We start from the raw sequence: 25,242 nt of genomic DNA, 5'->3' as shown, positions 1-25,242 counted from the left end.
CATGCCACGACTGCTCGTTTCCCTGTTCCTGCTCTGCCTGGGCTTCGCCAGCGCCGCCCAGGCCAGCTACATCACCCGCCAGCTGAACAAGCCGGTGCCCGGCGGCGTCGCCGTGGTCGACCTCGGCCCCTCGGCCCAGCCGCTGACCGCCCGCTTCGACGGCAAACCGGTGCTGGTGGTGAAGGAAGGCGCCAACTGGCTGGCCATCGTCGGCCTGCCGCTGACCCAGAAGCCCGGCACCGCCACCCTCGTCCAGGGCAACCGCAACCTGAGCTTCAGCGTCGGCAGCAAGCAATACCAGGAACAACGCATCACCCTGAAGAACCAGCGCCAGGTCAACCCGAACCCGGCCGACCTCAAGCGCATCGATGCCGAACTGGCCGAGCAGTTGAAGGCCTACCGCAGCTTCAGCCCCGGCACACCGAGCAACCTGCTGCTGGACAAACCGGTGTCCGGCCCGCTGTCGAGCCGTTTCGGCGTGCGCCGCTTCTTCAACGGCGAGGAGCGCAACCCGCACTCCGGCCTGGACTTCGCGGTGCCGGCCGGCACCCCGATCAAGACCCCGGCCAACGGCAAGGTGATCCTCACCGGCAACTACTTCTTCAACGGCAACACCGTGTTCGTCGACCACGGCCAGGGCTTCATCAGCATGTTCTGCCACCTGTCGAAGATCGACGTGCGGACCGGCCAGGTCCTGAGCCGCGGCGCGGTGGTCGGCAAGGTCGGTTCCACCGGGCGCGCCACCGGCCCGCACATGCACTGGAACGTCAGCCTCAACGATGCGCGGGTCGATCCGGCGATTTTCATCGGTGCCTTCCAGCCCTGAGCAACAAGCCGAACGGCGCCCTTGCGCCAATCAAAAAGACCGCGCAACTGGCGCGGTCTTTTTGCTTTCCATGCGCGATTAAATGCCGATAAAACCAGGTTTCCGCACATTTCTATCAATTTTTTCGAGGTGCTTGCCATCTTTCACCCCACTGGTTAGGGTTGAGGGCATGAAAACCTTTGAAACCATCATCCGCCTTCGTCAACACCGCAGCCTTTGCCTGGTCAGTGCACGACTACCAAGCTGAACCGCGTCGCCTCGCCCATCCAAAAAAATTTCGTTTCGGCAGGCCCGTTCCAGGCCGCATTCAAGGATTGCCCACATGACCATGCTCAAAGACCCTTCGAAGAAGTACCGCGCGTTTCCGACCATCGACCTGCCTGACCGCACCTGGCCATCGAAGACCATCACCCAGGCGCCGATCTGGTGCAGCTCCGACCTGCGCGACGGCAACCAGTCGCTGATCGAGCCGATGGATTCGGAAAAGAAACTGCGTTTCTGGAAGACCCTGGTCAGCGTTGGCGTGAAGGAAATCGAAGCGTCGTTCCCGTCCGCCTCGCAGACCGACTTCGACTTCGTCCGCACCCTGATCGAAGATGGCCACATCCCTGACGACACCACCATCCAGGTACTGACCCAGGCCCGCGAAGACCTGATCGCGCGCACCTTCGAATCGCTGCGCGGCGCGAAGAAGGCCATCGTCCACCTGTACAACGCCACCAGCCCGTCGTTCCGCCGCATCGTCTTCAACCAGGACAAGCAGGGCGTGAAGGACATCGCGGTGAACGCGGCCAAGCTGTTCGTCAAGTACGCCGCCCAGCAGCCGCAAACCCAGTGGACCTTCCAGTACTCGCCGGAGACCTTCAGCGCCACCGAACTGGAGTTCGCCAAGGAAGTCTGCGACGCGGTCATCGAAGTCTGGAACCCGACCCCCGAACACAAGGTCATCCTCAACCTGCCGGCCACCGTCGAAGTCTCGACGCCGAACATCTATGCCGACCAGATCGAGTGGTTCTGCCGTCACGTCAACCGTCGTGACAGCGTGATCATCAGCCTGCACACCCACAACGACCGTGGCACCGGCATCGCCGCCACCGAGCTGGGCCTGATGGCTGGCGCCGACCGCGCCGAAGGCTGCCTGTTCGGCAACGGCGAGCGTACTGGCAACGTCGACCTGGTGACCCTGGCGCTGAACCTCTACACCCAGGGCATCGACCCAGAACTGGACTTCTCCGACATCGACGGCGTGCGCAAGGTGGTCGAGGAGTGCAACCAGTTGCCGGTGCACCCGCGTCACCCGTACGTCGGCGACCTGGTTCACACCGCGTTCTCCGGCTCGCACCAGGACGCCATCCGCAAGGGCTTCTCCCAGCAGAAGGACGACGCACTGTGGGAAGTGCCGTACCTGCCGATCGACCCGGCCGACATCGGCCGCAGCTACGAGGCGGTGATCCGCGTCAACAGCCAGTCCGGCAAGGGCGGTATCACCTACCTGCTGGAACAGGAATACGGCATCAGCCTGCCGCGCCGCATGCAGATCGAGTTCAGCCAGGTCGTCCAGGGTGAAACCGACCGCCTGGGCCTGGAAATGACCGCGCAGCAGATCTACAAACTGCTGCAGCGCGAGTACCTGCAGGCCAACTCCCCGTACGCGCTGGTCAGCCATCGCCTGCAGGAAGAAAACGGCCACAGCGCGGTGGAAGTGGAAGTCTCCGGCGAAGGCGAGACCACCCTGCACTGGCGCGGCAAGGGCAACGGTGCCCTGGAAGCCCTGGTGGCCGGCCTGCCGGTAGCCGTGGAGATCATGGACTACAACGAACACGCCATCGGCGCCGGCACCAACGCCAAGGCCGCGGCGTACATCGAACTGCGTGTCGCCGGTGGTCGTCCGGTGCATGGCGTGGGCATCGATGAAAACATCACCACCGCCAGCTTCAAGGCGCTGTTCAGTGCGCTGAACCGCTCGCTGAGTCAGCAGGCGGCGAAGGCGGCGTAAGCCATCCGCCGAGTGACGAAGCCCGCATCGTGAGATGCGGGCTTTTTTTATTGCCGCCCCCAGGCAAAAAAAGGGGCGCCGACCAAGCGCCCCGAACAGCCGTAAAACACAACGTAAGGGTTATTCCTCGAACATCGCCATCGCCTCGGCGCTGCACTTCTCCACCGCGGCCCAGTCACCCTTGCTGATCCAGGCACTGTCGAGCATCCAGGTGCCGCCCACGCACATGACATTGGGCAGGCTCATGTAGCTGTGCAGGTTGCTCGGCTTGACCCCGCCGGTCGGGCAGAAACGCACATCGGCGAACGGCCCGGCGAAGGCCTTGATCGCCGCCACACCGCCGCTGATTTCCGCCGGAAACAGCTTGAAGCGCCGATAGCCCATGGCGTAGCCCATCATGATTTCCGACGGCGTGCAGATCCCCGGCAACAGCGGGATTTCGCTGTCGACGCCGGCCTGGAGAATCTCCTGGGTCACTCCCGGGGTGACCACGAATTGCGCCCCCGCCGCCGTCACCGCGTCGAACTGCGCACGATCGAGCACGGTGCCCGCGCCGACGCACAGGTGCGGACGCTGCTCGCGCAGGACCTCGATGGCCTTGAGCCCGTGCGCGGAGCGCAGGGTCACTTCCAGGGTGCGGATACCGCCAGCGGCCAGGGCATCGGCCAGCGGCAGGATATCGGCCTCACGGGCGATGGTGATCACCGGCAGGATGCGCGCCTGGCCACAGATCGCGTCGATCCGGGCGATTTTTTCGGCCATGGTCGGCAATGGCGTTTGGCGTTCGAGCGTGGTCATGACAGTGGTCCTTGGCTCATGGGCACCAGTAGATGCTCAAAGGGTCGTGAAGAAAGGCGCGAATCGGCATCTGCGCCAGGTCATCGCCGGCCAGCGCGGCGCGCAGGGTAGCGAGTTTGCCGGAACCTTGCACGGACAAGGCGGTGAAGCCGGCCGTGGCCAGCACTCGCCGGGTCAGGCTCAGGCGCTGGTGCGGCACGCTCGGCGCCAGCATCGGCAGGCAGCGGCGCTCGGCGTCGGGCCGCAGTCCTTCGCCCAGCTCGGGGCTGCCCGGGAACAGCGAAGCGGTGTGGCCATCGTCGCCCATGCCCAGCACCAGCACATCGATCGGCGGCAGTTCGGCCAGGGCCTGGTCGGCAGCTAGCGCGGCGGCGTCGAGGGTGGCGGCGTTGCGGTACAGGCCGAAGAAACGGGCCTTCGCCGCGTTGCCCTGGAGCAGATAGCGGCGGATCAGGCCCTCGTTGCTGTCGGCGTGCGCCACCGGCACCCAGCGCTCGTCGGCAAGGCTGACGGTGACCTTCGACCAGTCCAGCGCTTCCTCGCTCAATGCCTGGAAGAACGCCACCGGGCTGCGCCCACCGGAAACCACCAGGACGGCCCCGGCCTTCGCCGCGATCGCCGCGCGCAGGCGCTGGGCAACGTCGGTTGCCAGGCGCCTGGCCAGTTGCTGTGCTGTCGTCAGTTCATGCACGGTGACCGTCGCCGGCCACTGCACTTCAGATATCGCCATACCAAGACCTCCCATCGCGGGTAATCAGCGCGACCGCCGCCACCGGCCCCCAGGTTCCCGCGGCATACGGCCGGGGCGCCTCGCCGGATTGCTTCCAGCCGGCAATCAGTTGGTCGCACCATTTCCACGCATATTCGATTTCATCCTTGCGAACAAACAGGTTCTGATTGCCGCGCATCACCTCCAGCAGCAACCGTTCGTAGGCGTCGGGAATCCGCGCGCTGCGCCAGGTGCTGTCGGAGAAATTCAGTTGCAGCGGGCTGCTGCGCAGTTGCATGCCCTTGTCCAGGCCCTGCTCCTTGGTCATCACCCGCAGCGAGATGCCCTCGTCCGGCTGCAGGCGGATGATCAGCTTGTTGCCGATCTGCAAACGCTGTTCCGCAGCGAAGATATAGTGCTGCGGTTCCTTGAAATGAATGACGATCTGCGACAGCTTCTGCGGCATGCGCTTGCCGGTACGCAGGTAGAACGGCACCCCGGCCCAGCGCCAGTTGCGTATATCGGCACGCAGGGCGACGAAGGTCTCGGTGTCGCTGTGGGTGTTGGCGTTGTCTTCATCCAGGTAGCCCGGCAGCGCACGACCGTCGCTGTGCCCCGCAATGTACTGGCCACGCACCACACGGGTGCCGAGACCTTCGCCACTGATCGGTGCCAGGGCCTTGAGCACCTTGACCTTCTCGTCGCGAATACTGTCGGCGGAAAGGTCGCTGGGCGGGTCCATGGCGATCAGGCAGAGCAGTTGCAGCAAGTGGTTCTGGATCATGTCGCGCAGTTGCCCGGCCTTGTCGAAGTAGCCCCAGCGCCCTTCGATGCCGACCTTCTCGGCGACGGTGATTTCCACATGGGAAATCGAGGTCTGGTTCCACTGGGTCTCGAACAGGCTGTTGGCGAAACGCAGGGCGATCAGGTTCTGTACGGTTTCCTTGCCCAGGTAGTGGTCGATGCGATAGACGCGGTTCTCCGGAAAGACCTGGGCCACCGCGTCATTGACCCGCCGCGACGACTCCAGGTCGTGACCGATGGGCTTTTCCAGCACTACCCGGGTGCGTTCGGCCAGACCGGCTTTCGCCAGGTTTTCGCAGATGCCGCCATACACCGCCGCTGGCGTGGCGAAGTAGGCGATCAGCGGCGCATCCGGGGCGACTGCCGTGGCCAGCGCCGCATAGGCCTGGGTATCGAGGAAATCCATGTGCAGGTAGCCGAGCCGCGCCAGAAAGCGCTGCAGCACGCTGGCATCCAGCTCTTCGGCGGCAACGAATTCGCGCAGGTGCGCTTCGATCGAGGCCAGGTGCTGCTCGACGCTACCGGCCTCGCGGGCCAGGGCCAGCAGGCGCGTGTGGGGATGCAGCAGTTCGGCGCGGTCGAGCTGGTAGAGCGCCGGGAACAGCTTGCGCAACGCCAGGTCGCCGAGGGCGCCGAACAGGGCAAAGGTGCAGGGCTCAACACTGATCGAAGACATGATGTAGGTTCTTTTACCGAGTAGTTGTAGAAATACCGTTTTCGACTGTAGTTATCAAGAGAAAATGTAGTAAAAACCACAACATTTGACTCGCCAGACAGATTCAAGTGGTGCAGCAACCATGCCATCAGTAGGATACGACCTTGTGAACCCGGCCCGCGCCCGCGTGAATTGGCCGACTCCCTGACCGAAGGAATCCCCATGGACCGCGTGCGAAACCTCCTGGAACAGATCCAGGGCCGTCTCGACGATCTGAACAAGGCTGAGCGCAAAGTCGCCGAAGTCATTCTCCGCAACCCCCAGCAATCCACCCGTTTCAGCATCGCCGCACTGGCCCAGGCGGCCAAGGTCAGCGAACCGACGGTCAACCGTTTCTGCCGCTCGTTCGGGGTCAGCGGTTATCCGGAACTCAAGCTGCAACTGGCGCAGAGCCTGGCCAGCGGCGCCGCCTACGTCAGTCGCGCGGTGGAGCCGAACGACGATCCCGGAGCCTACACGCAGAAGATCTTCGGCAGCACCATCGCTTCCCTGGATGCCGCCTGCCGGCAACTGGACCCGGCGCTGATCAGCCGCGCCGTGGACATGCTGATCCAGGCCCGGCAGATCCATTTCTTCGGCCTGGGCGCGTCGGCGCCGGTGGCCCTGGATGCGCAGCACAAGTTCTTCCGTTTCAACCTCGCGGTGTCGGCCCATGCCGACGTGCTGATGCAGCGCATGTTGGCCTCGGTGGCGCATACCGGCGACCTGTTCGTGATCATTTCCTACACCGGACGCACCCGCGAACTGGTGGAAGTGGCGCGCCTGGCGCGGGACAACGGCGCCTCAGTACTGGCCCTGACCGCCGCCGACTCGCCACTGGCCAACGCCAGCAGCCTGAGCCTGAACATTCCGCTGCCGGAAGACACCGACATCTACATGCCGATGACTTCGCGGATCATCCAGCTCACCGTGCTGGATGTGCTGGCCACCGGCATGACCCTGCGCCGCGGGGCGGATTTCCAGCCGCATCTGCGCAAGATCAAGGAAAGCCTGAATGCCAGCCGCTATCCGCTGGATGATGAGTTGGGTTGAGATCGGGAACCGGGACCGCGTTGCGGTCCCGATTGTTGGTAAATTTACAACAATTACCGATCAGAACGAGCTCTGCACCTTCAACCCCGCCACCAGCGCGTTATCCACCTCCTCCACTCCACCCGGACGCTTGATGTACTGCAGGTTCGGTCGCACGGTCAGCCAGTCGGTGACATGGAAGCCGTAATACAGCTCGGCGTTGTACTCGCTGCGCTGGATCGGCACGAACCCCGGGTTGTCGTAGTCGTCGATACCGCTCGCGGCATTGAGCAACTCGGCGCGCTGCTTCACATCGTCATTGACATGAATCCGCGCCACGCCAAAACCGATGTCGTCCTTGGGCCGCGCATCGAACGCGCCTTTGTAGACCAGTCCGACCTGCTGGTAGTTGTCCACCACGTTGGTGGCCTTGTCATGCACGGTGAAGTTGGCGAACAGGCTCAGGCCGCGACTGGCATCGCCGTTGTGCGCGGTGACCTGCTGCTGCGCCACCACCCACCAGCCATGCTTGCTCGAATGCGAGCGCGACGGTTCTTCGATGTCGGCGGCCTTGGCCGTGCTGTAGTAGTAACCGAGCCGGTATTCCCCCGGCAGGCCATTGACCCGCGGCGCCCACACCAGCTCCACCGGCAGGATCATGCCCTTGGTTCCGCTGCCGCTGAGCTTGAAGCCGTTGCCGGTTTCCAGGTTGGAGGGATTCTGTTCGAACACCCCGACCTGGGCGAAGAACTCCGGCGTGATGTTGTACTTGATGCGCATCGCCCACTGGCTCACCGGCCAGTTGTACCAGATGCCACCCACCCAGTTGCCCACCTGCGAACCGCAGAACGCCAGGTTCTGGAAGTCGCAGGGGAAGCTGTTGAAATCCTCGCCTTCACCGAAGCGCCCGACCTTCACATCCAGGGCGCCATCGAAGTACTTCTGCTTGATCCACATCTGCGTCAGGCGCCAGGTCTGGCCGCGACCCCAGACCTCCTGCACCGAGCTGAACTGCCCGGCACGCGGGTCGCTGATACGGTCGTTGGACAGGTTGCGGCCGCTGCGTTCGGTGATCGCCAGCTTGAACTCGGCAGCCTGCCAGCCAAGGATCTTCTGCAGGTCGAGCTTCATGCCCAGGGCGAACTGGTCGCTGTAGCGCGCCGTCCTGTCGTCGTTGTAACCGCCATGCAGGTTGCCCGCCACCTCGCCGACGTAGTCGAGGGTGAAGTCGTAGCCCTGCTCCAGCAATGCGGTGCGGGTCCCGCCCCAGTCACCGCTCATCCATTTCGACGAGGGCTCGAAAGCCCCGGCGCCCAGGGCCGTGTTGCTCGCCACCGCCACCAGCAAGGCCAGCGGACTCAATCCCAGACTGCGCTTGAAGTACTCCATCCGTTCTTTCCTCGTTTCTTGTTATCGATGGTCATTCATGCTGCTCAGCGGCCCTTGAACTGCGCCACGTTGCCCGTCGTCGTGCGCGGGCTGCCGATCCCGCCGAGGCGCGCGCCGCTGGCGGCGTCGAACAGCAGCACCCGGCCCGGATCGAACTGCAGGGTCAGGCTGTCGCCGACCCGCGCCGGGACATCCGGCGCCAGGCGGCAACAGACCTTGGTCTGGTTGAGGGTGACGAACAGCAGCAGGTCCGGCCCCGTGGGTTCGGTGATCTGCACTTCGGCACGGATGGTCGGCAGACCGTTGGCCTCGGCGGGCGCCAGGCCGATCTGTTCCGGACGGATGCCGAGGATCACGTCGCGCTCCTCCAGCCCCGCCTCGTCGAAGCCCAGCGGCAGCTCGCAGCGGGCCTGGCCGCTGTCGAGCAGCGCCATCAGGCGCCCGTCCCGGCGTTGCAGGCGCAGCGGAATGAAGTTCATCGGCGGCGAACCGATGAAACTGGCGACGAACAGGTTGGCCGGATCGTTGTAGATCTGCTGCGGTGTGCCGAACTGCTGGATCAGCCCGTCCTTCATCACCGCCACCTTGTCACCCAGGGTCATGGCCTCGATCTGGTCGTGGGTGACGTACACCGTGGTGGTCTTCAGGCGCTGATGCATCAGCTTGATCTCGGTGCGCATCTCCACCCGCAGCTTGGCGTCGAGGTTCGACAACGGCTCGTCGAACAGGTAGATCTTCGGCCGCCGCGCCAGCGCCCGGCCCATGGCCACGCGCTGTTGCTGGCCACCGGAAAGCTGGCCGGGCTTGCGCGACAGCAGATGCTCGATCTGCAGCAGGCGGGAAACCCGCGCCACCTCCTCGTCGATGGCCGCCGCCGGCATCTTGCGGATCTTCAGGCCGAAGGCGATGTTGTCGCGCACGCTCATGGTCGGGTACAGCGCGTAGGACTGGAAGACCATGGCGATATCGCGGTCCTTGGGGCTCATGCCGCTGATATCGGCGTCGTCCACCAGGATCGCCCCGCCGCTGATCTGCTCGAGGCCGGCGATGCAGTTCATCAGCGTGGATTTGCCGCAGCCGGAGGGGCCGACCAGGATCAGGAATTCGCCGGAATCGATCTTCAGTTCGATGTCCTTCAAGGTATCCGGCAAGCCGCTGCCATAGCTCTTGTTGACGTTGCGCAGTTCAAGCGTTGCCATGCTTCACCCCTTGACCGCGCCGGCGGTGAGGCCGCGCAGAAAGTATTTGCCCGCGAGGACGTAGACCAGCAGGGTCGGCAGGCCGGCGATCATCGCCGCGGCCATGTCGACGTTGTATTCCTTGACCCCGGTGCTGGTGTTGACCAGGTTGTTCAGGGCCACGGTGATCGGTTGCGCGTCGCCGCTGGCGAACACCACGCCGAACAGGAAGTCGTTCCAGATCTGGGTGAACTGCCAGATCAGGCAGACCATGATGATCGGCACCGACATGGGCAGGAGGATCCGCCCGAAGATGGTGAAGAACCCCGCCCCGTCCAGCCGCGCCGCGCGCACCAGGGCCTCCGGCACGCTGCAGTAGTAGTTGCGGAAGAACAGCGTGGTGAAGGCCAGGCCGTAGACGATGTGCACCAGCACCAGGCCGCTGGTGGTGCTGGCCAGGCCGAGCTTGCCGAGGGTGAACGAGGCCGGCAGCAGCACGGTCTGGAACGGCAGGAAGCAGCCGAACAGGAGCAGCCCGAAGAACAGCTGCGAACCGCGGAAGCGCCACATCGACAGCACGTAGCCATTGAGCGCGCCGAGCAGGGTGGAAATCAGCACCGCCGGCACGGTGATCTTCACCGAGTTCCAGAAGTAGCCGCCGACCGTGTCCCAGGCCTTGATCCAGCCAATGCCGGTGACCACCTCCGGCCAGCTCAGGAGGTTACCGGCGCGGATATCGTCGGGGGTCTTGAAGCTGGTCAGGAGCATCACCAGCAGGGGAATCAGGTACACCGCGCAGGCCGCCAGCAGGGTGGCATAGATGGCGATGCGGCTCAGACGCAGCGAACTAGTCATGGCGCTTGCCTCGCAGTTCCGAATACAGGTACGGCACCAGGATCGCCAGGATCGCGCCGAGCATCAGGATCGCGCTCGCCGAGCCCATGCCCATCTGGCCGCGGCTGAAGGTGAAGGAATACATGAACATCGCCGGCAGGTCGGACGAGTAGCCCGGGCCCCCGGCGGTCATGGCGGCGACCAGGTCGAAACTCTTGATCGCGATGTGCGCGAGGATCATCAGGGCGCTGAAGAACACCGGGCGCAGGCTCGGCAGGACGATGCGCAGGTAGATGGTCGGCAGGCTCGCGCCGTCGACCTGGGCGGCGCGCACGATGGACGAATCGACCCCGCGCAGCCCGGCGAGAAACAGCGCCATGACGAAGCCCGAGGCCTGCCACACCGCGGCGATCACCAGGCAGTAGACGACCCGGTCCGGGTCCACCAGCCAGTCGAAGCGCACGCCTTCCCAGCCCCAGTCACGCAACAGCTTGTCGAGGCCCAGACCCGGGTTGAGCAGCCACTTCCAGGCGGTGCCGGTGACGATCATCGACAGCGCCATGGGGTACAGATAGATCGTGCGGATGAAGCCTTCGCGACGGATGCGCTGGTCCAGCAGCACCGCCAGGAGCACGCCGACGACGAGGCTGATGGCGATGAACAGGCCGCCGAAGAGCAGCAGGTTCTTGCTCGCCACCCACCAGCGGTCGTTGTCCATCAGCCGCGCGTACTGGGCCAGGCCGACCCACTTGTAGCTGGGCATGAAGCTGGAGTTGGTGAAGGACAGGACCAAGGTCCAGAGGATGTAGCCGTAGAAGCCGACCAGCACGATCAGCATGCTGGGGGCCAGGACCAGTTTGGGTAGCCATTTCTGCAGGGCGTCGAAGGGTGAGGCCTTGTCGAGGGTGGCAACAATGCTCATGGGGAAGTCTCATGCTAAATGCGGTTGGACCGGTTTCCTGTAGGAGCTGGCTTGCCTGCGAAAGGACTGCGAAGCGGTCCCCGAAGCGGTGAGGTCTGGGACCGCTGTGCGGTCCTTCGCAGGCAAGCCAGCTCCTACAGGGGAAGGTGCACGCCGGTTTACTTGGCCGACTTGATCGCCGAATTCAGCTGCTTCACCGCCGTCTCCGGCGAGGCCCCTGGGTCATTGAGGAAGTTGGTCACCACATCGAAGATCGCCCCCTGCACCGCCAGGGTCGTGGCCATGTTGTGCGCCATGCTCGGCTGCAGACCGTCACCCTTGGCCGCTTCCTTGAAGTCCGTCGCGGACTTCTGCGTGCAGGCGTCGAACTGGCTCATGTCCATGTCCTGGCGCACCGGCAGCGAACCCTTGTTCTGGTTGAACACGGTCTGGAACTGCGGCTCCAGGGCCACCTTGGCCAGGTCGTTCTGCGCCTTGATGTCGTTGGCGTTCTTCAGCCTGAACATCGCCAGCGAGTCGATGTTGTAGGCGAAGGTGCCCTGAGTGCCGGGAAACGGCACGCACTGGTAATCCTTGCCCGCCACCTTGCCGGCAGCGGTCCATTCGCTCTTGGCCCAGTCGCCCATGACCTGCATGCCGGCCTTGCCGCTGATCACCTCGGCGGCGGCGATGTTCCAGTCGCGCCCGGCACGGTTGGGGTCCATGTAGGTGCCGAGGCGCTTGAGCGCGGTGAAGACCTCGATCATCTTCGCCCCGGTCAGGGTCTTCTCGTCGAGATCGACGAAGGCCGCGCGATAGCCCTGGGGACCGAGGATGCTCAGGGCGATGTCCTCGAACACCGTGCTGTCCTGCCACGGCTGGCCGCCATGGGCCAGGGGGATGAAGCCGGCGGCCTTGAGCTTGTCGGCGGCGGCGAACAGTTCGTCGAGGGTGGTCGGCACCTTGGCCCCGGCCTTGTCGAACACCTGCGGGTTGATCCACAGCCAGTTGACCCGGTGGATGTTCACCGGCACGGCGACGTAGTGGCCGTCGTACTTCATGATCTGCGCGACCTGCGCCGGCAGCAGGCTGTCCCACTGGTTGGCCGCGGCCACCTCGTCCAGCTCGGTGAGCAGGCCGAGGGCGCCCCACTCCTGGATATCCGGGCCCTTGATCTGCGCGGCGGCGGGCGGGTTGCCGGAGATGGCGCGGGTCTTCAGCACGGTCATGGCGGCGGCACCACCACCGCCGGCGACGGCATTGTCCTTCCAGACGAAGCCGTCCTTCTGCACCTGCGCCTTGAGGGTTTCCACCGCGCGGGCTTCGCCGCCGGAGGTCCACCAGTGCAGGACTTCCACAGTACCGGGGTTATCGGCCAGGGCGCTCAGGGGAAACAGCGAGGCAAGGGAGACGACGGTGGCAAGACGGGTGATCGCATTCATCGACAGGAACCTTTCTTGTTGTTATGCCGGCAAGTCAGGGTGCTTGCGCTTGCATTGGAGTCTAACCAGCCACCGCGACGGACAAGTAACGAAGGGATGCGCGAATGTCACCGGGTGGTGACATTCGCCGTTTCAGGCGAAGCGCTGCGCCACCGCCGTCAGCCAGCGCGACACCACCTGCATTTCCTCGCTGCTGAAGCCTTCCGCGAGGGTCTGGTTGAGCGGCGCCAGCTCGCCCTGGGCGAGGGCGGCCACCTCACGGCCGTGCGTGGTCAGCCACAGCCGGTTGATGCGCTTGTCCTGCTCGTCGACACGGCGTTCCAGCAGTCCGGCGCGGAGCATGCGATCAGCCAGCCCGGTCATCGCCGAGGGGGCGATATCCAGCTGGCTGGCGACCTCCGTGCTCAACGCGCCGTCCTGCCTGAGCAAGGCGAACAGCGCGCCGGCCTGGACCAGGCTGATCCCGGCCTGCGCCTCGGCGCGCGCTTCCAGATGACGGCGCAGGCGCTTCTGCGCGTTGCTCAGGAGCAGGACGTAGCGACGGTCGTGGTTCATCAGGCGCGCTCCTCGACCCGCCGCGCCAGCCAGTCGCAGACCTGCGGCCACAGCGTCGTGGCGTGACGATCACGGAAGAACCCCAGATGCCCGATGGCCTGGCCGTGGCTGTCCGCCGGTCCGTACTGGCGACGCTCCACCCTGCAGTTGGCCAGGCGGCCGCTCATCAGGTCGATGGCATCCGCCGGCGCCCACGGGTCGTCATCGAAGCCGATGGACAACAGCGGCATGCACGGGCGGCGGAAGCGCTCGGCGGCGTGCATCGTCGGGTCATCGAAGAAATAGTTGGGCAGCGAGGTCCAGCGGCTCCATTCGAGCATCACCTGGGCCGGCAGGTCTTCGCCGATGCCCAGCCTGCGTCCCGGCACATAGCCCATGACCCGCGCGCAGAACGGCCCGATCACTTTGAGCAGGGCGGCGACCCGCAGGCGCTCGGTGGTGGGCCGGATGAAGCGCAGGCAGCCGGCCTGCGAGGCGATCAGCACCGCGCCGCTGAGCAGGCGGCTGCTGTCGCACAGGCCGATGGCATGGCCGCCGAAGCTGTGGCCAACGGCGAACAGCGGCAGATCGGGGAATTCCCCGGCGGCCCAGCGGGTCACCGCTTCCACATCGAACTCTGCCCAGGTACTGAAACCCGCCTTGACCGCCTTGGCCGGGGTCCCGGCCTGCATGCCGCGGTAGTTGTAGGTCAGGGCGAGGAAGCCCTGGTCGGCGAGGTGACTGGCGAAGGCCGCGTACATGCGTTCGGTCACCGCGGTGGCCGGGTGCAGCAGGACCAGTGCCCGGGCCCTGTCGGGCTGGCCGAAGAGATTGGCGCGGAGGATGAAGCCGTCGGTGCAGGGGATCGCGTGGGTCGTGCGGTTCATGGCGAGGCCTGGAATTATAGGTGTGAAGCTATTATTTAACATGCGAAATAATGACTGGCGAGTCGCGTAATCCTTGTTCTTCTTCGGGGCCTCATCCCCGATACCTGGGCAAACTCAAGGTCACCCGCAAGCCACCCTCGCGCAGATTGCGCAGGCTCACCTCGCCACCATGGCTATGAGCGATATTCCGCGCGATCCCAAGACCCAGGCCATACCCCTGCTGCGCGCCGGACAGGCGGAAATGCGGCTCGAACACCTGCTCCAGGCGCTGCGCCGGAACCCCCGGCCCCTCGTCATCGACCTGCAGGACAAAGCGCTCCTCGCCATCGATGATCCGCAGGTGCGCGCGCTCGCCGTACTTCAAGGCGTTGTCGATCAGATTGCCGATGCACCGGCGCAGCGCCAATGGCTTGCCCGGATAGGCCGCCACGGCGCGCCCGCTGACCGTGACCCGGCCGCTGGCCAGGTACGGTTCGACGAGAAACTCCAGCACCTGGTTGAGATCGATGGGTTCGATGTTCTCGTGGATATCGGTGTCCTTCACGCATTGCAGCGCGCCCTTGACCAGCATCTCCAGCTCGTCCAGGTCGCGGCTGAACTTGCCCTGCACCTGCTCGTCCTCCAGCAACTCGACGCGCAGGCGCAAGCGGGTGATGGGCGTGCGCAGGTCATGGGAAATCGCGCTGAACAACTGGCTGCGCTCGGTCAGGTAACGGCTGATGCGCTCGCGCATGGCGTTGAACGCCCGCGCGACCTCCTCCACCTCGCTGCCGCCCCCCTCCACCACCGGCTCGACGTCCGCCCCCAGCGACATCTCCCGCGCGGCCAGGGCCAGGCGCTTGAGCGGACGGCTCTGCCAGTGCACCAGCAGGCCGATGAACAGCAGCAGGAAGAAACTGGTGAGGCCGATGAACCACAGTTGCTGGCGCGGCAGTCCTTCATCTTCGAGGCTGGTGTAGGGCTCCGGCAGCAGCGAGGCGATGTACAGCCATTCGCCTTCGGCCAGGCGGATCTGCGTCACCAGCACAGGCGGCTCCACCGGCTCCAGGGTCAGCGCGTAATGCGCCCAGGAGCGTGGCAACTCGTCGAGCTTCAGGCCGCTGTTGAAGATGCGCAGGTCCTGCGGGCTGACGAACTCCACCGAGATCAGCATCTGCTCGCCAAGGCGCTGGCGCAGCACCTCATCCACGGCGGCGACCACCGCCTCCTTGCGCGGTGTGGCAGGCAATACCCGCATGTCCAGCGGGCGTTCGTTGAGCGAGACGAAAAAGCGCGTGCCGCCCATGCTGCGCAGCTGGTCCAGGGCCAGCGGTCGATAGGCCAGCGGCAGCGAACGGAAGTAACTGACGCTGGCGCTCATCGAATGGGCCAGGCTGCGCGCACTGGCGACCAGGCCTTCGCGCTGGCTGGCGCGCAATTGCGACAGCCAGATCAGGCTCGACAAGCCCTGCGCCACCAGCACCACCAGCAAGGTCAGCAGGAGCATGCGCCCCAGCAGCGAGCGTGGCAGCGGCAGGCGCCCGCGCCGCTCAGTGCGAGGGCGCAACGCTGGCCGCCAGCAGGTAGCCGCTGCCGCGCACGGTGCGGATCAGGCGCGGCGGTTTGTCGGTGTCGCGCAGGCGCTGGCGCAGGCGGCTGACCGCCATGTCGACGATGCGGTCCAGCGGCATCGGCTCGCGCCCGCGGGTAGCGTTGCCGATGGTGTCGCGGTCGAGGATCTGCTGCGGATGATCGAGGAACAGCTTGAGCAGGGCGAAGTCGGCACCGGACAGAATCACTTCCTCGCCGTCGCGATGGAACAGGCGGTGGCTGACCGTATCCAGGCGCCATTCATCGAACGCCAGCACCTCGCCGCCCGGCGCCTGGAAGCCGGCCCGGCGCAACAGGGCCTTGATCCGCGCCTGCAGCTCCCGGGGGCTGAACGGCTTGCCCAGGTAGTCGTCGGCGCCCAGCTCCAGCCCGATGACCCGATCCGCCTCGTCGGAACTGGCGGTGAGCATGATGATCGGCACCCGCGCCTGGCGCGGATGCTGGCGCACCCAGCGGCACAGGCTGAAGCCGTCCTCGTCGGGCAGCATCACGTCGAGGATCGCCAGGTCGCAGCCCTCGGCGTCCAGCGCCTGGCGAAAGCCCGCGCCATCGGCCACGGCGCGAACCTGGAAGCCGCAACGGCTGAGGTAGGTCTGCAGCAGTTCACGGATGTCCTGGTCGTCATCGACCAGGAGGATCGACTTGCTCATGACGGCGGTCCTTGTCGTTCACACCCTTGAGGGGCCACCCAGTGCCTGCTGCAACGCCACCCCGGCACCGAGCAGGCCGGAGAATTCGGCGGTCACCAGGTACACCGGGATGCCTTTGAAATAGCCACTCATGCAGCCCTTGTCGGCAAAGCTCTCGGCGAAACCGCTGCGCAGGAACAGGCGGCTGAAGCGCGGCACCACGCCGCCGACGATATACACGCCACCACGCCCGCCGAGGGTCAGCACATCGTTGCCGGCAACCCGCCCGAGAAAGCGGCAGAACTGCTCGATCACCGCCAGCGCCACCGGTTCGCCCGCCAGCGCGGCGTCGGTGATGGCCGCGGGGGTGGCGAGGCTCGGCGTGTGGCCATCGAGGGCGCAGAGGGCGTGATACAGACGCAGCAGGCCACCACCGCTGAGCACGGTTTCGGCGCTGACATGCCCGGTCTGCTCGGCGATGACCTGGCGAATCGCCGACTCGCGGGCATCGTTGACCGGCAGGTCGACATGCCCGCCTTCTCCCGGCATCGCCAGCCAGCGCCCCTCTTCCAGGCGCAGCAGGCTGGCTACGCCGAGGCCGGTGCCGGGACCGATGATCAACGCCGGCCGGCTCGGATCGGCCTCGCCGGCACACACGCTGACCCGCTCTTCCGGGCGCAGGCGGGTCATGCCCAGGGCCATGGCGGAAAAGTCGTTGACCAGCAGCAGGTGCTCGATCTGCAAGGCCGCGCAGAAACTCGCGCGGCTGATTCGCCAGTGGCTGTTGGTGAAGCGGAATTCGTCGCCGGACACCGGTCCCGCCACCGCCAGGCACACCGCCTCCAGCTCGCCACGGGCGACGCCCTGGGCCTCCAGATAAACGCCGATGGCCTGTTCCGGGCTGCTGTAGTCCGCCGTGGCGAACACCTGCACGGCATGCAGGGCATCGTCGCGCCAGAGGGCGAAGCGGGCGTTGGTACCTCCGATATCGCCGACCAGCGCGACCTTCATTTGCAGCCCTCCAGCTCCTGGGTGAAGGCGCTCGCGCCCTTCTCCGCCGAGCTCAGGGCCTGGCGCATGAAACCGAACAGCTCGCGGCCACAACCGAGGTCGTTGCCCAGCGGCGCGGCAGGCAGTTCGCGGGAGGCCAGTTCCTCGGCCGAGACCCGCACCAGCAGCGTGCCCTCACGACCATCGACGCGCACGATATCGCCATCGCGTACCCGGGCCAGCGGTCCGCCGTCATAGGCCTCGGGGCAGACATGAATGGCCGCCGGGATCTTGCCCGAGGCGCCGGACATGCGCCCGTCGGTGACCAGCGCGACCTTGAAGCCGCGGTCCTGCAGCACGCCGAGGAACGGCGTCATCTTGTGCAGCTCCGGCATGCCGTTGCAGCGCGGCCCCTGGAAGCGCACCACGGCGACGAAGTCGCGCTCCAGTTCACCGGCCTTGAAGGCGTCGGCCAGTTCCTGCTGGTCGTGGAACACCCGCGCCGGGGCCTCCACCACCTGATGTTCGGTGGCCACGGCGGAGACTTTCATGACCCCGCGGCCCAGGTTGCCCTCCATCACCCGCAGGCCGCCTTCCGCGGAGAACGGGCGCGCCACCGGCCGCAGGATCGTTTCGTCGAGGCTCTGCAGCGGCCCCTCGCGCCAGACCAGGCGCTCGCCGTCGAGAAACGGCTCCTGGGTATAACGGCGCAGGCCATGCCCGACGATGGTGTTGACGTCCTCGTGGAGCAGCCCGGCATCCAGCAGTTGGCGAATGAGGAAGGCCATGCCGCCCGCGGCCTGGAAGTGGTTGATGTCGGCCTTGCCGTTGGGATAGACGTGGCACAGGGTCGGCACCACCTCGGAGAGGTCGGCCATGTCCTGCCAGGTCAGCTGGATCCCGGCGGCCTGGGCGATGGCCGGAATGTGCAGGGTGTGGTTGGTCGAACCGCCGGTGGCGTGCAGCGCCACCACCGAGTTGACCAGGACCTTCTCGTCGACGATCTCGCCCAGCGGCATGAACCCGCCATTGGCCTTGGTCAGCCGGGTGACCTGGCGCGCCGCCTCGTCGGTGAGAGCGTCGCGCAGTGGCGTGTAGGGATTGACGAAGGACGCGCCCGGCAGGTGCAGGCCCATCACTTCCATGAGCAACTGATTGGTGTTGGCGGTGCCGTAGAAGGTGCAGGTGCCGGGGCTGTGGTAGGACTTCATCTCCGACTCCAGCAGCTCTTCGCGGCTGGCCTTGCCTTCGGCGTAGCGCTGGCGCACTTCGGCCTTTTCCTTGTTGGAAATGCCCGATGGCATCGGTCCGCCGGGGACGAACAGGATCGGCAGATGGCCGAAGCGCAACGCCCCCATCAACAGGCCGGGAACGATCTTGTCGCAGATGCCGAGCATCAGTGCCGCGTCGAACAGGTTGTGCGACAGGGCGATGGCGGTGGACATGGCGATCACTTCACGGCTGGCGATCCCCAGTTCCATGCCCGGCTCGCCCTGGGTAACGCCATCGCACATGGCCGGCACCCCGCCGGCGAACTGACCGACCGAACCGATCTCGCGCAGGGCCTGCTTGATGCGCTCGGGATAGTGCTCGTAGGGCTGATGCGCGGAGAGCAGGTCGTTGTAGGCCGAGACGATGGCGACGTTGGCGGCGTTGGTCAGACGCAGGGCCTGCTTGTCGTCGCTGCCGCACCCGGCGACCCCGTGGGCGAAGTTGGCGCACTGCAGACGAGCGCGCATCGGGCCGTCGCCGGCGGCCCCGCGGATCAGTTGCAGATAGCGTTCGCGGGTGGGACGGCTACGGGCGATCAGCCGTTCGGTGACCTCAAGAATGCGCGGATGCATGAACTGGACTCCAGGCTAAACGGTAATTGCGGGGCTCTGGCGGTTTTCCCTTCCAAACGATTGCGCCTACGCTCAAAGGCAGGGGGCGGCGGAAAGGTCAGACTCGCTCTACGTTGTGATCCAAACAAAATATTGCCAGCAGCGCCGCTTGTTTTCTATTTTTTTCCGATTAATCTTGTCATTAAAACAACAAAAGTCAGGACAGCACACGAGGTGGCCCCATGACTATTCGTATTGCAATCAATGGCTTTGGCCGCATTGGCCGCAACCTGCTGCGCGCACTGTATACCCAAGGCTACCGCGGGGACCTGCAGGTCGTCGCCATCAACGACCTCGGCGACAGCACGATCAACGCCCACCTGCTCCAGTACGACAGTGTCCACGGTCATTTTGCCGCCCAGGTCAGCCACGATCATGAAAGCCTGACCGTCAACGGCGACCGCATCGCCGTCAGCGCCATCCGCAATCCGGCGGACCTGCCGTGGCAGGCGGAAGGCATCGACGTGGTGTTCGAATGCACCGGGTTGTTCACCGACCGGGCCAAGGCTGCGGCCCATCTTGCCGCCGGCGCGCGCAAGGTGATCATCTCGGCGCCGGCCAAGGGCGCGGATGCCACTGTAGTCCATGGCGTCAATCACGACACCCTGCGCGCCTCGCACCAGATCATTTCCAACGCCTCCTGCACCACCAACTGCCTGGCCCCGGTGGCCCAGGTGCTGCACCGGGCATTCGGCATCGAACAGGGCCTGATGACCACCATCCACGCCTACACCAACGACCAGAGCCTGACCGACGTCTACCACAGCGACCCGTTCCGCGCCCGCGCCGCGACCCAGTCGATGATCCCGAGCAAGACCGGCGCCGCCGAGGCGGTGGGCCTGGTGCTGCCGGAGCTGGCCGGCAAGCTGACCGGCATGGCGGTACGGGTGCCGGTGATCAATGTGTCGCTGGTGGACCTGACCGTGACCCTCGCCCGCGTGACCACCGCGGATGAAGTCAACGCGTTGTTCAAGGAGGCCAGTCGCGGCTCGAAGGTGCTCGGCTACAACGATCTGCCGCTGGTGTCGTGCGACTTCAACCACAACCCGCTGTCGGCGATCTTCGATGCCAATCACACCAAGGCCGAGGGGCGGTTGCTGAAGGTCATGGCCTGGTACGACAACGAGTGGGGGTTCTCCAACCGGATGCTGGATAACTGCCTGGCGTTGTGGAATGCCCAATAGGGCTGTGCACGCCCCCTGTAGGAGCTGGCTTGTCGTGTGACGAACCACTGCGAAGGCCTGCCACGCAGGCCCCGATAACACCACTGATTCAGGGACCGCTCTGCGGTCCTTCGCAGTGGTTCGTCACACGACAAGCCAGCTCCTACAAGGGGCGTGCGCAGCCGACAGGCCATAGAGCAATCTCGGACCGGCGCGCACATGGTGCTTGACCAACGGGCTTGATGATAAGCATTATCATTCACAAATTCCGTTCGAGCACAGCCGTGAGCCTCACTCACTTCAACGCCGTCTTCCTCGCCCAGCGGGTCACCCTGCTGCGCACGCTGCAGCGCATGGTGGACAACCCCAGTACCGCCGAAGACCTGCTTCAGGAAACCTACCTGCGTGTCACCCGGGCCCTCGGCGAGCGCCCGATCGAACACCTCGAACCCTTCGTCTTCCAGACCGCGCGCAACCTTGCCCTCGACCACCTGCGCGCGCGCCGGGTGCAGTCGCGCACGATGCTCGAGGATGTCCCCGAGCAGGTCGTGCACAACGTCGCCGCCCCCGTCAGCAGCGCCGAAGACGCCGCCCACGCGGAAAAACTCCTGAAGCGCCTGAGCAGCTCGCTGGCGCAACTGACCTCGCGCCAGCAGCGCATCTTCATCCTCAGCCGCCTGCACGGCGCCAGCTACCTGGAGATCGCCGAGCAGTTGAACGTCTCCGCCAGCACGGTGCAGAAGGAACTGAAACTGATCATGGCGATCTGCATGGGTGTCGCCGACCGGCTCAACGGCAACTGAAGGCCGCTTGCCTGATCCGCCGTTAGCCCCGATCATGACGCCCCATTCCAAGACTGCCGCAGCACCGCAAGGATCTCCCGTGACAGACCCCGCCCCTCATCGCCCCGCGCCGGACCCGTCTGCCCGCGACCAGGCCATGGACCAGGCGCTGGACTGGCTGATCCGCCTGCAATGCCCCAGCGACGCCGACACCCGCGCCTTCGAAGCCTGGCTGGAAGCCGACCCGGTCAATGCCCAGGCCTATGTCGACGCCGAGGCGCTGTGGAACGGCAACCTCATGCGCCAGGCCGCCGGCGAGCTGCACCAGCAGCGCAGACCCTCGCGCCTGCAACGCCTGCGCCCGCACTGGAAACCGCTGACGGCCGCCGCCGCCGTGTTGCTGGGCATCGTCACCGTCGGCAACCTGCCGGTGCGCCTGCAGGCGGATCACCTCACCGTAGTCGGCGAGCGCCAGCGCGTGCAACTGGACGACGGCTCGCGGGTGCTGCTCAACACCAACTCGGCGTTCTCCAGCGATATCGACAAGCAGCAACGGGTCGCCCGCCTGTACCAGGGTGAGGCCTATTTCGAAGTCCCCGGCGGCCTCGCCCAGCCCCTCGAACTGCAGGCCGGACCGCTGCGCGCCAGCGTGCGCGACAGCGACTTCGCCGTGCGCTACCTCGATGGCGAAGCCCAGGTCCGCGTGCAGCGCGGCGATATCGACGTGGTCGCCAGCAGCGACCAGCGCATCCGCCTGAGCAGCGGCGACAGCATCCGCGTCGGCCCCAACGGTTTCGGCCAGCGCGAGCGGACCGACCTGCAGAAGGAACTGGCCTGGGTCAAGGGCCGGCTGATCTTCGAAAACTGCCCGCTGAGCGAAGTGCTGGCCGAACTGCGCCGTTACTATCCGGGCTGGATCATCAGCACCAACGACACGCTGGAACAGGTCGCGGTGACCGGCAACTACCGTCTCGACCAGCCGCTGGAAGCCGTGCGCTCCCTGGCCCATATCACCTCGGCGCAGGTCCGCGAGTTCCCCGCGCTGGTGATTCTCAACTGAACCCAGGTTTTTTTTACGCGATCCCCTGACGCCATACGTCTCGTTATAGCCAATGCAACTGATTCTTGTTTTGAGTCAGGCGTAATCCATAACAACGCGCGACAGGGAGCGCCTTTCGATGTCTACCGGATCCACCCGTCGAGTTTCCAAGTCCTCACGCACACCAGGCCTGCAGCGCTGCACGCTGTCCCTGTTGACCCTGGCCATGCTCGCCAGCGGTGCCGCCAGCCTGCCGGCCCTCGCCGCGGAACCGGCGCAGACACCCGCGCAGCGCATGGGTGACTACCGATTCGCGATCAACCAGCAGCCGCTGGTGTCCGCCCTCAATGCCTTCACCGCCGTCACCGGCTGGCAGATCGGCCTGTCCGCCGAGCTGGCCGAGGGTGTGGTTTCGCCCGGCGCACGCGGCGCGCTGGCACCGGAGCAGGCGCTGCAGCGGCTGTTGCTGGGCACCGGCCTGACCTACCGCAAGCTGGGCAACAACAACGTGGCCATCGAGCGCAGCCAGTCCCAGGCCATCGCCCTGCAGCAGGTGACCGTCAGCGCCACCCGCAGCGCCCAGGATGTCAGCCAGGTCCCGAGCACCGTCAGCGTGCAGACCCGCGAACAGCTCGACCGGCAGAACGTGAAGAACATCAAGGATCTGGTGCGCTACGAACCGGGCGTGTCGGTCAGCGGCACCGGCCAGCGCAGCGGCCTCAACGGCTACAACATCCGCGGCATCGACGGTGAGCGGGTGCTGACCCAGATCGACGGCGTGGCAATCCCCGACAGCTACTTCTTCGGTCCCTACGCGCAGACCCAGCGCAACTACGTCGACCCGGAAATCGTCAAACGCGTGGAAATCCTCCGCGGCCCGGCCTCGGTGCTGTACGGCAGCAACGCCATCGGCGGCGCGGTGAGCTACTTCACCCTCGACCCGGACGACATCATCAAGCCCGGCCAGGACGCCGGCGCGCGGCTGAAGACCGGCTACAGCTCGGCGGACGACAGCTGGCTGAAATCCGCCACCGTCGCCGGCCGCCAGGGCGAGTTCGACGGCCTGCTGCACCTGAGCCGTCGCGACGGCCACGAAACCGAATCCTACGGCGAGCACGGCGGTACCGGTCTGAGCCGTACCGAAGCCAACCCGGCCGACGCCAGGACCACCAACGTCCTTGCCAAGCTCGGCTGGAACTACGCCGACGATGCACGCCTGGCCCTGACCTACGAGCACTACAAGGACGATCGCGATTTCGACGAGAAAAGCTCCGTGGGCGGCCCCTTCATCCCGAGCCCGATGAACATGTACCAGACCCGCACCGGCAGCGACGTGGTCACCCGCGAGCGCGTCGGCATCAACCACGAGTTCAGCCTCGACAGCGCCCTGGCCGACCACGTGAAGTGGAGCCTGAACTACCAGATCGGCAAGACCGACCAGCGTGTCGCGGAAATCTATCGGCCGATCTTCACCGTCGACCGCACTCGCAAGACCACCTACAAGGACCGTCAGTGGATCCTCGATGCCCAGGCCGACAAGGCCTTCAGCATCGGCGACACCGAGCACCTGCTGACCTACGGCGCCACCTTCAAGCGCAACGAGGTCACCGGTTCGCGCAGCGGCACCGCCACCTGCCTGACCACCGGTTTCGGCTGCGTCGCCGGCCGGCCCAATGCCGCCAGCACGCTGCGCGAAGTCAGTGACTTCCCCGATCCGATCATGAAGACCTACAGCGTGTTCGCCCAGGACGAGATCCGCTGGAACCAGTGGACCTTCCTGCCAGGCCTGCGCTACGACCAGACCCACCTCGAACCGCACGCGACCGACGAGTTCCTGCGCTCGATCGGGGGCACCGGCGACCCGATCAACCTCGACGAGAAAAAGTGGCACCGTGTCTCGCCGAAATTCGGCGTGACCTATGCCTTCAACGACAACTACAGCTGGTACGGCCAGTACGCCGAAGGCTTCCGCACCCCGACCGCCAAGGCGCTGTACGGCCGCTTCGAAAACCCCGGCGTGGGCTACAGCGTCACCGGCAACCCCAATCTCGAACCGGAAACCAGCAAGGGCTACGAGACCGGCGTGCGCGGCAACTTCGACGCGGGCAACTTCGACGTGGCGGTGTTCTATAACAAGTACCGCGACTTCATCAACGAAGACGCGGTGAAGGGCACGAACATCGGGCAGAACTTCGAGGCCAACAACATCGAGCACGCCACCATCAAGGGTGCCGAGTTCAAGGGCCGGCTGAACCTGGATCACTTCGGCGCGCCGACCGGTCTGTACAGCCAGGGCTCGCTGGCCTACGCCTGGGGCAAGAACGAAGACACCGGCGCACCGCTCAACAGCGTCAACCCGCTCACCGCGGTGCTCGGCCTGGGCTACGAACAGGACCACTACGGCGGTCTGCTCAGCTGGACCCTGGTCAAGCGCAAGAACCGTGTCGACGACACCACCTTCTATGCGCCGGACGGCACCAGCAAGCAGTTCCGCACACCGGGTTACGGCGTGCTCGACCTGAGCGGTTTCTACAAGGTCAGCGAGGACGTGACGGTCAATGCCGGCCTGTACAACCTGACCGACAAGAAGTACTGGCAGTGGGATGACGTACGCGGCTACGACGGCATCGGCGAAGCAGGCGCGACCGCGCCGGCCAACCTCGACCGCCTGACCATGCCGGGGCGCAATTTCGCGATCAATGTGGTGTGGGATATCTGATCCACAGCCCTCGGGATCACTTTTTGATCCTGAGGCCTCATCGCTGCATGGGTATCTACACATCTTTTGGCTGAACCATATTTGCCAGGAAGCCCGCATGAATCTGATGCAACACGGTCGGTGTGGGAGCGGATTCATCCGCGATCGGCGGCGAAGCCGTCGTAAAACCGGAGTCCCGGATGTATCTGATCCACCGAGATCTGAGGATTTATGGCCGCTTCGCGGCCAATCGCGGATAAATCCGCTCCCACACCGACCGTGTTGCATCAGATTCATGGGGTTTCCTGGCAGATCTTCATGCCAGAAAGTTGTGTAGATACCCATGCTCATCGCTGGCAAGCCAGCTTGTGTCTTCAGGACCTCTTAAAATCAAGGTGTGAGAGCGGTGGATGGCAGACTGGATGCCAGCGGTGCCCTAGAGCA

The 25,242-nt window shown here is 65.3% G+C and carries 21 protein-coding genes; 7 read left to right on the top strand and 14 right to left on the bottom strand.

Annotated features, from left to right (window positions below; all coding sequences use genetic code 11):
• Position 1: 1 nt before the first annotated feature.
• Both CHB99_RS28510 and leuA read left to right on the top strand, forming a co-directional pair.
• Positions 2–826, top strand: coding sequence for a M23 family metallopeptidase (locus tag CHB99_RS28510; RefSeq protein ID WP_042122136.1), 825 nt, complete (start codon positions 2–4; stop codon positions 824–826).
• A gap of 322 nt (positions 827–1,148) precedes the next feature.
• Positions 1,149–2,822, top strand: coding sequence for a 2-isopropylmalate synthase (gene leuA, locus CHB99_RS28500; protein WP_042122139.1), 1,674 nt, complete (start codon positions 1,149–1,151; stop codon positions 2,820–2,822).
• Positions 2,823–2,942: 120 nt separating this feature from the next.
• On the opposite strand, the gene CHB99_RS28495 is transcribed toward leuA, so the two are convergent.
• The 3 genes from CHB99_RS28495 to zwf are packed head-to-tail and all read right to left on the bottom strand — an operon-like array spanning position 2,943 to position 5,809.
• Positions 2,943–3,620: a bifunctional 4-hydroxy-2-oxoglutarate aldolase/2-dehydro-3-deoxy-phosphogluconate aldolase gene (locus CHB99_RS28495; RefSeq protein ID WP_042122141.1), complete on the bottom strand. Its 678-nt coding sequence runs from the start codon at positions 3,618–3,620 to the stop codon at positions 2,943–2,945.
• 16 nt (positions 3,621–3,636) lie between these two features.
• Positions 3,637–4,350, bottom strand: coding sequence for a 6-phosphogluconolactonase (gene pgl / locus CHB99_RS28490; protein WP_042122143.1), 714 nt, complete (start codon positions 4,348–4,350; stop codon positions 3,637–3,639).
• Entirely contained in the window at positions 4,337–5,809 is a 1,473-nt protein-coding gene (zwf, locus tag CHB99_RS28485; protein WP_042122145.1) for a glucose-6-phosphate dehydrogenase, read from the bottom strand. Before zwf ends, pgl begins: the two co-directional genes overlap by 14 nt.
• 210 nt (positions 5,810–6,019) lie before the next feature.
• On the opposite strand from zwf, the gene CHB99_RS28480 reads away from it, so the two are divergent.
• The gene (locus tag CHB99_RS28480; RefSeq protein ID WP_170946422.1) at positions 6,020–6,880 is read left to right on the top strand and encodes a MurR/RpiR family transcriptional regulator; all 861 of its coding nucleotides are present in this window, start codon (positions 6,020–6,022) and stop codon (positions 6,878–6,880) included.
• Positions 6,881–6,940: 60 nt separating this feature from the next.
• On the opposite strand, the gene CHB99_RS28475 is transcribed toward CHB99_RS28480, so the two are convergent.
• From CHB99_RS28475 to edd, 11 genes are all read right to left on the bottom strand, one after another.
• Positions 6,941–8,248, bottom strand: coding sequence for a carbohydrate porin (locus tag CHB99_RS28475; protein ID WP_042122147.1), 1,308 nt, complete (start codon positions 8,246–8,248; stop codon positions 6,941–6,943).
• A gap of 44 nt (positions 8,249–8,292) precedes the next feature.
• Positions 8,293–9,447 (bottom strand): ABC transporter ATP-binding protein, encoded by a 1,155-nt coding sequence (locus CHB99_RS28470; protein WP_042122148.1) that lies wholly within the window; start codon positions 9,445–9,447, stop codon positions 8,293–8,295.
• 3 nt (positions 9,448–9,450) lie between these two features.
• The gene (locus CHB99_RS28465; protein WP_042122149.1) at positions 9,451–10,281 is read right to left on the bottom strand and encodes a carbohydrate ABC transporter permease; all 831 of its coding nucleotides are present in this window, start codon (positions 10,279–10,281) and stop codon (positions 9,451–9,453) included.
• Positions 10,274–11,182, bottom strand: coding sequence for a carbohydrate ABC transporter permease (locus CHB99_RS28460; protein ID WP_042122150.1), 909 nt, complete (start codon positions 11,180–11,182; stop codon positions 10,274–10,276). Before CHB99_RS28460 ends, CHB99_RS28465 begins: the two co-directional genes overlap by 8 nt.
• Positions 11,183–11,340: 158 nt before the next feature.
• On the bottom strand, positions 11,341–12,603 hold the full coding sequence (locus CHB99_RS28455) for an ABC transporter substrate-binding protein (protein ID WP_042122151.1): 1,263 nt from the start codon (positions 12,601–12,603) through the stop codon (positions 11,341–11,343).
• Positions 12,604–12,735: 132 nt separating this feature from the next.
• Positions 12,736–13,158, bottom strand: coding sequence for a MarR family winged helix-turn-helix transcriptional regulator (locus CHB99_RS28450; protein ID WP_042122152.1), 423 nt, complete (start codon positions 13,156–13,158; stop codon positions 12,736–12,738).
• A complete protein-coding gene (locus CHB99_RS28445) occupies positions 13,158–14,024 on the bottom strand; it encodes an alpha/beta hydrolase family protein (RefSeq protein ID WP_042122153.1) in 867 nt (288 codons plus the stop codon). The genes CHB99_RS28450 and CHB99_RS28445 overlap by 1 nt, the downstream gene beginning before the upstream one ends.
• 91 nt (positions 14,025–14,115) lie before the next feature.
• Positions 14,116–15,534: an ATP-binding protein gene (locus tag CHB99_RS28440; RefSeq protein WP_167335841.1), complete on the bottom strand. Its 1,419-nt coding sequence runs from the start codon at positions 15,532–15,534 to the stop codon at positions 14,116–14,118.
• Between the two features lie 19 nt (positions 15,535–15,553).
• Positions 15,554–16,264: a response regulator gene (locus CHB99_RS28435; protein ID WP_042122155.1), complete on the bottom strand. Its 711-nt coding sequence runs from the start codon at positions 16,262–16,264 to the stop codon at positions 15,554–15,556.
• A gap of 18 nt (positions 16,265–16,282) precedes the next feature.
• The gene (locus CHB99_RS28430) at positions 16,283–17,254 is read right to left on the bottom strand and encodes a glucokinase (protein WP_042122156.1); all 972 of its coding nucleotides are present in this window, start codon (positions 17,252–17,254) and stop codon (positions 16,283–16,285) included.
• A complete protein-coding gene (gene edd, locus CHB99_RS28425) occupies positions 17,251–19,077 on the bottom strand; it encodes a phosphogluconate dehydratase (protein ID WP_042122157.1) in 1,827 nt (608 codons plus the stop codon). The genes CHB99_RS28430 and edd overlap by 4 nt, the downstream gene beginning before the upstream one ends.
• A 221-nt stretch (positions 19,078–19,298) precedes the next feature.
• On the opposite strand from edd, the gene gap reads away from it, so the two are divergent.
• From gap to CHB99_RS28405, 4 genes are all read left to right on the top strand, one after another.
• Positions 19,299–20,300 (top strand): type I glyceraldehyde-3-phosphate dehydrogenase, encoded by a 1,002-nt coding sequence (gap, locus tag CHB99_RS28420; RefSeq protein ID WP_042122158.1) that lies wholly within the window; start codon positions 19,299–19,301, stop codon positions 20,298–20,300.
• A 263-nt stretch (positions 20,301–20,563) separates the two neighbouring features.
• Complete coding sequence (locus CHB99_RS28415; protein WP_042122159.1) at positions 20,564–21,082, top strand: RNA polymerase sigma factor; 519 nt, start codon at positions 20,564–20,566, stop codon at positions 21,080–21,082.
• A 136-nt stretch (positions 21,083–21,218) separates the two neighbouring features.
• On the top strand, positions 21,219–22,121 hold the full coding sequence (locus CHB99_RS28410; protein WP_377697975.1) for a FecR family protein: 903 nt from the start codon (positions 21,219–21,221) through the stop codon (positions 22,119–22,121).
• Between the two features lie 118 nt (positions 22,122–22,239).
• On the top strand, positions 22,240–24,819 hold the full coding sequence (locus CHB99_RS28405; protein ID WP_042122161.1) for a TonB-dependent receptor: 2,580 nt from the start codon (positions 22,240–22,242) through the stop codon (positions 24,817–24,819).
• Positions 24,820–25,242: the final 423 nt, after the last annotated feature.

The organism is Pseudomonas japonica (assembly GCF_900188455.1).
Taxonomy (GTDB): domain Bacteria; phylum Pseudomonadota; class Gammaproteobacteria; order Pseudomonadales; family Pseudomonadaceae; genus Aquipseudomonas; species Aquipseudomonas japonica.
This window is presented reverse-complemented; position numbering and strand designations above follow the sequence as displayed.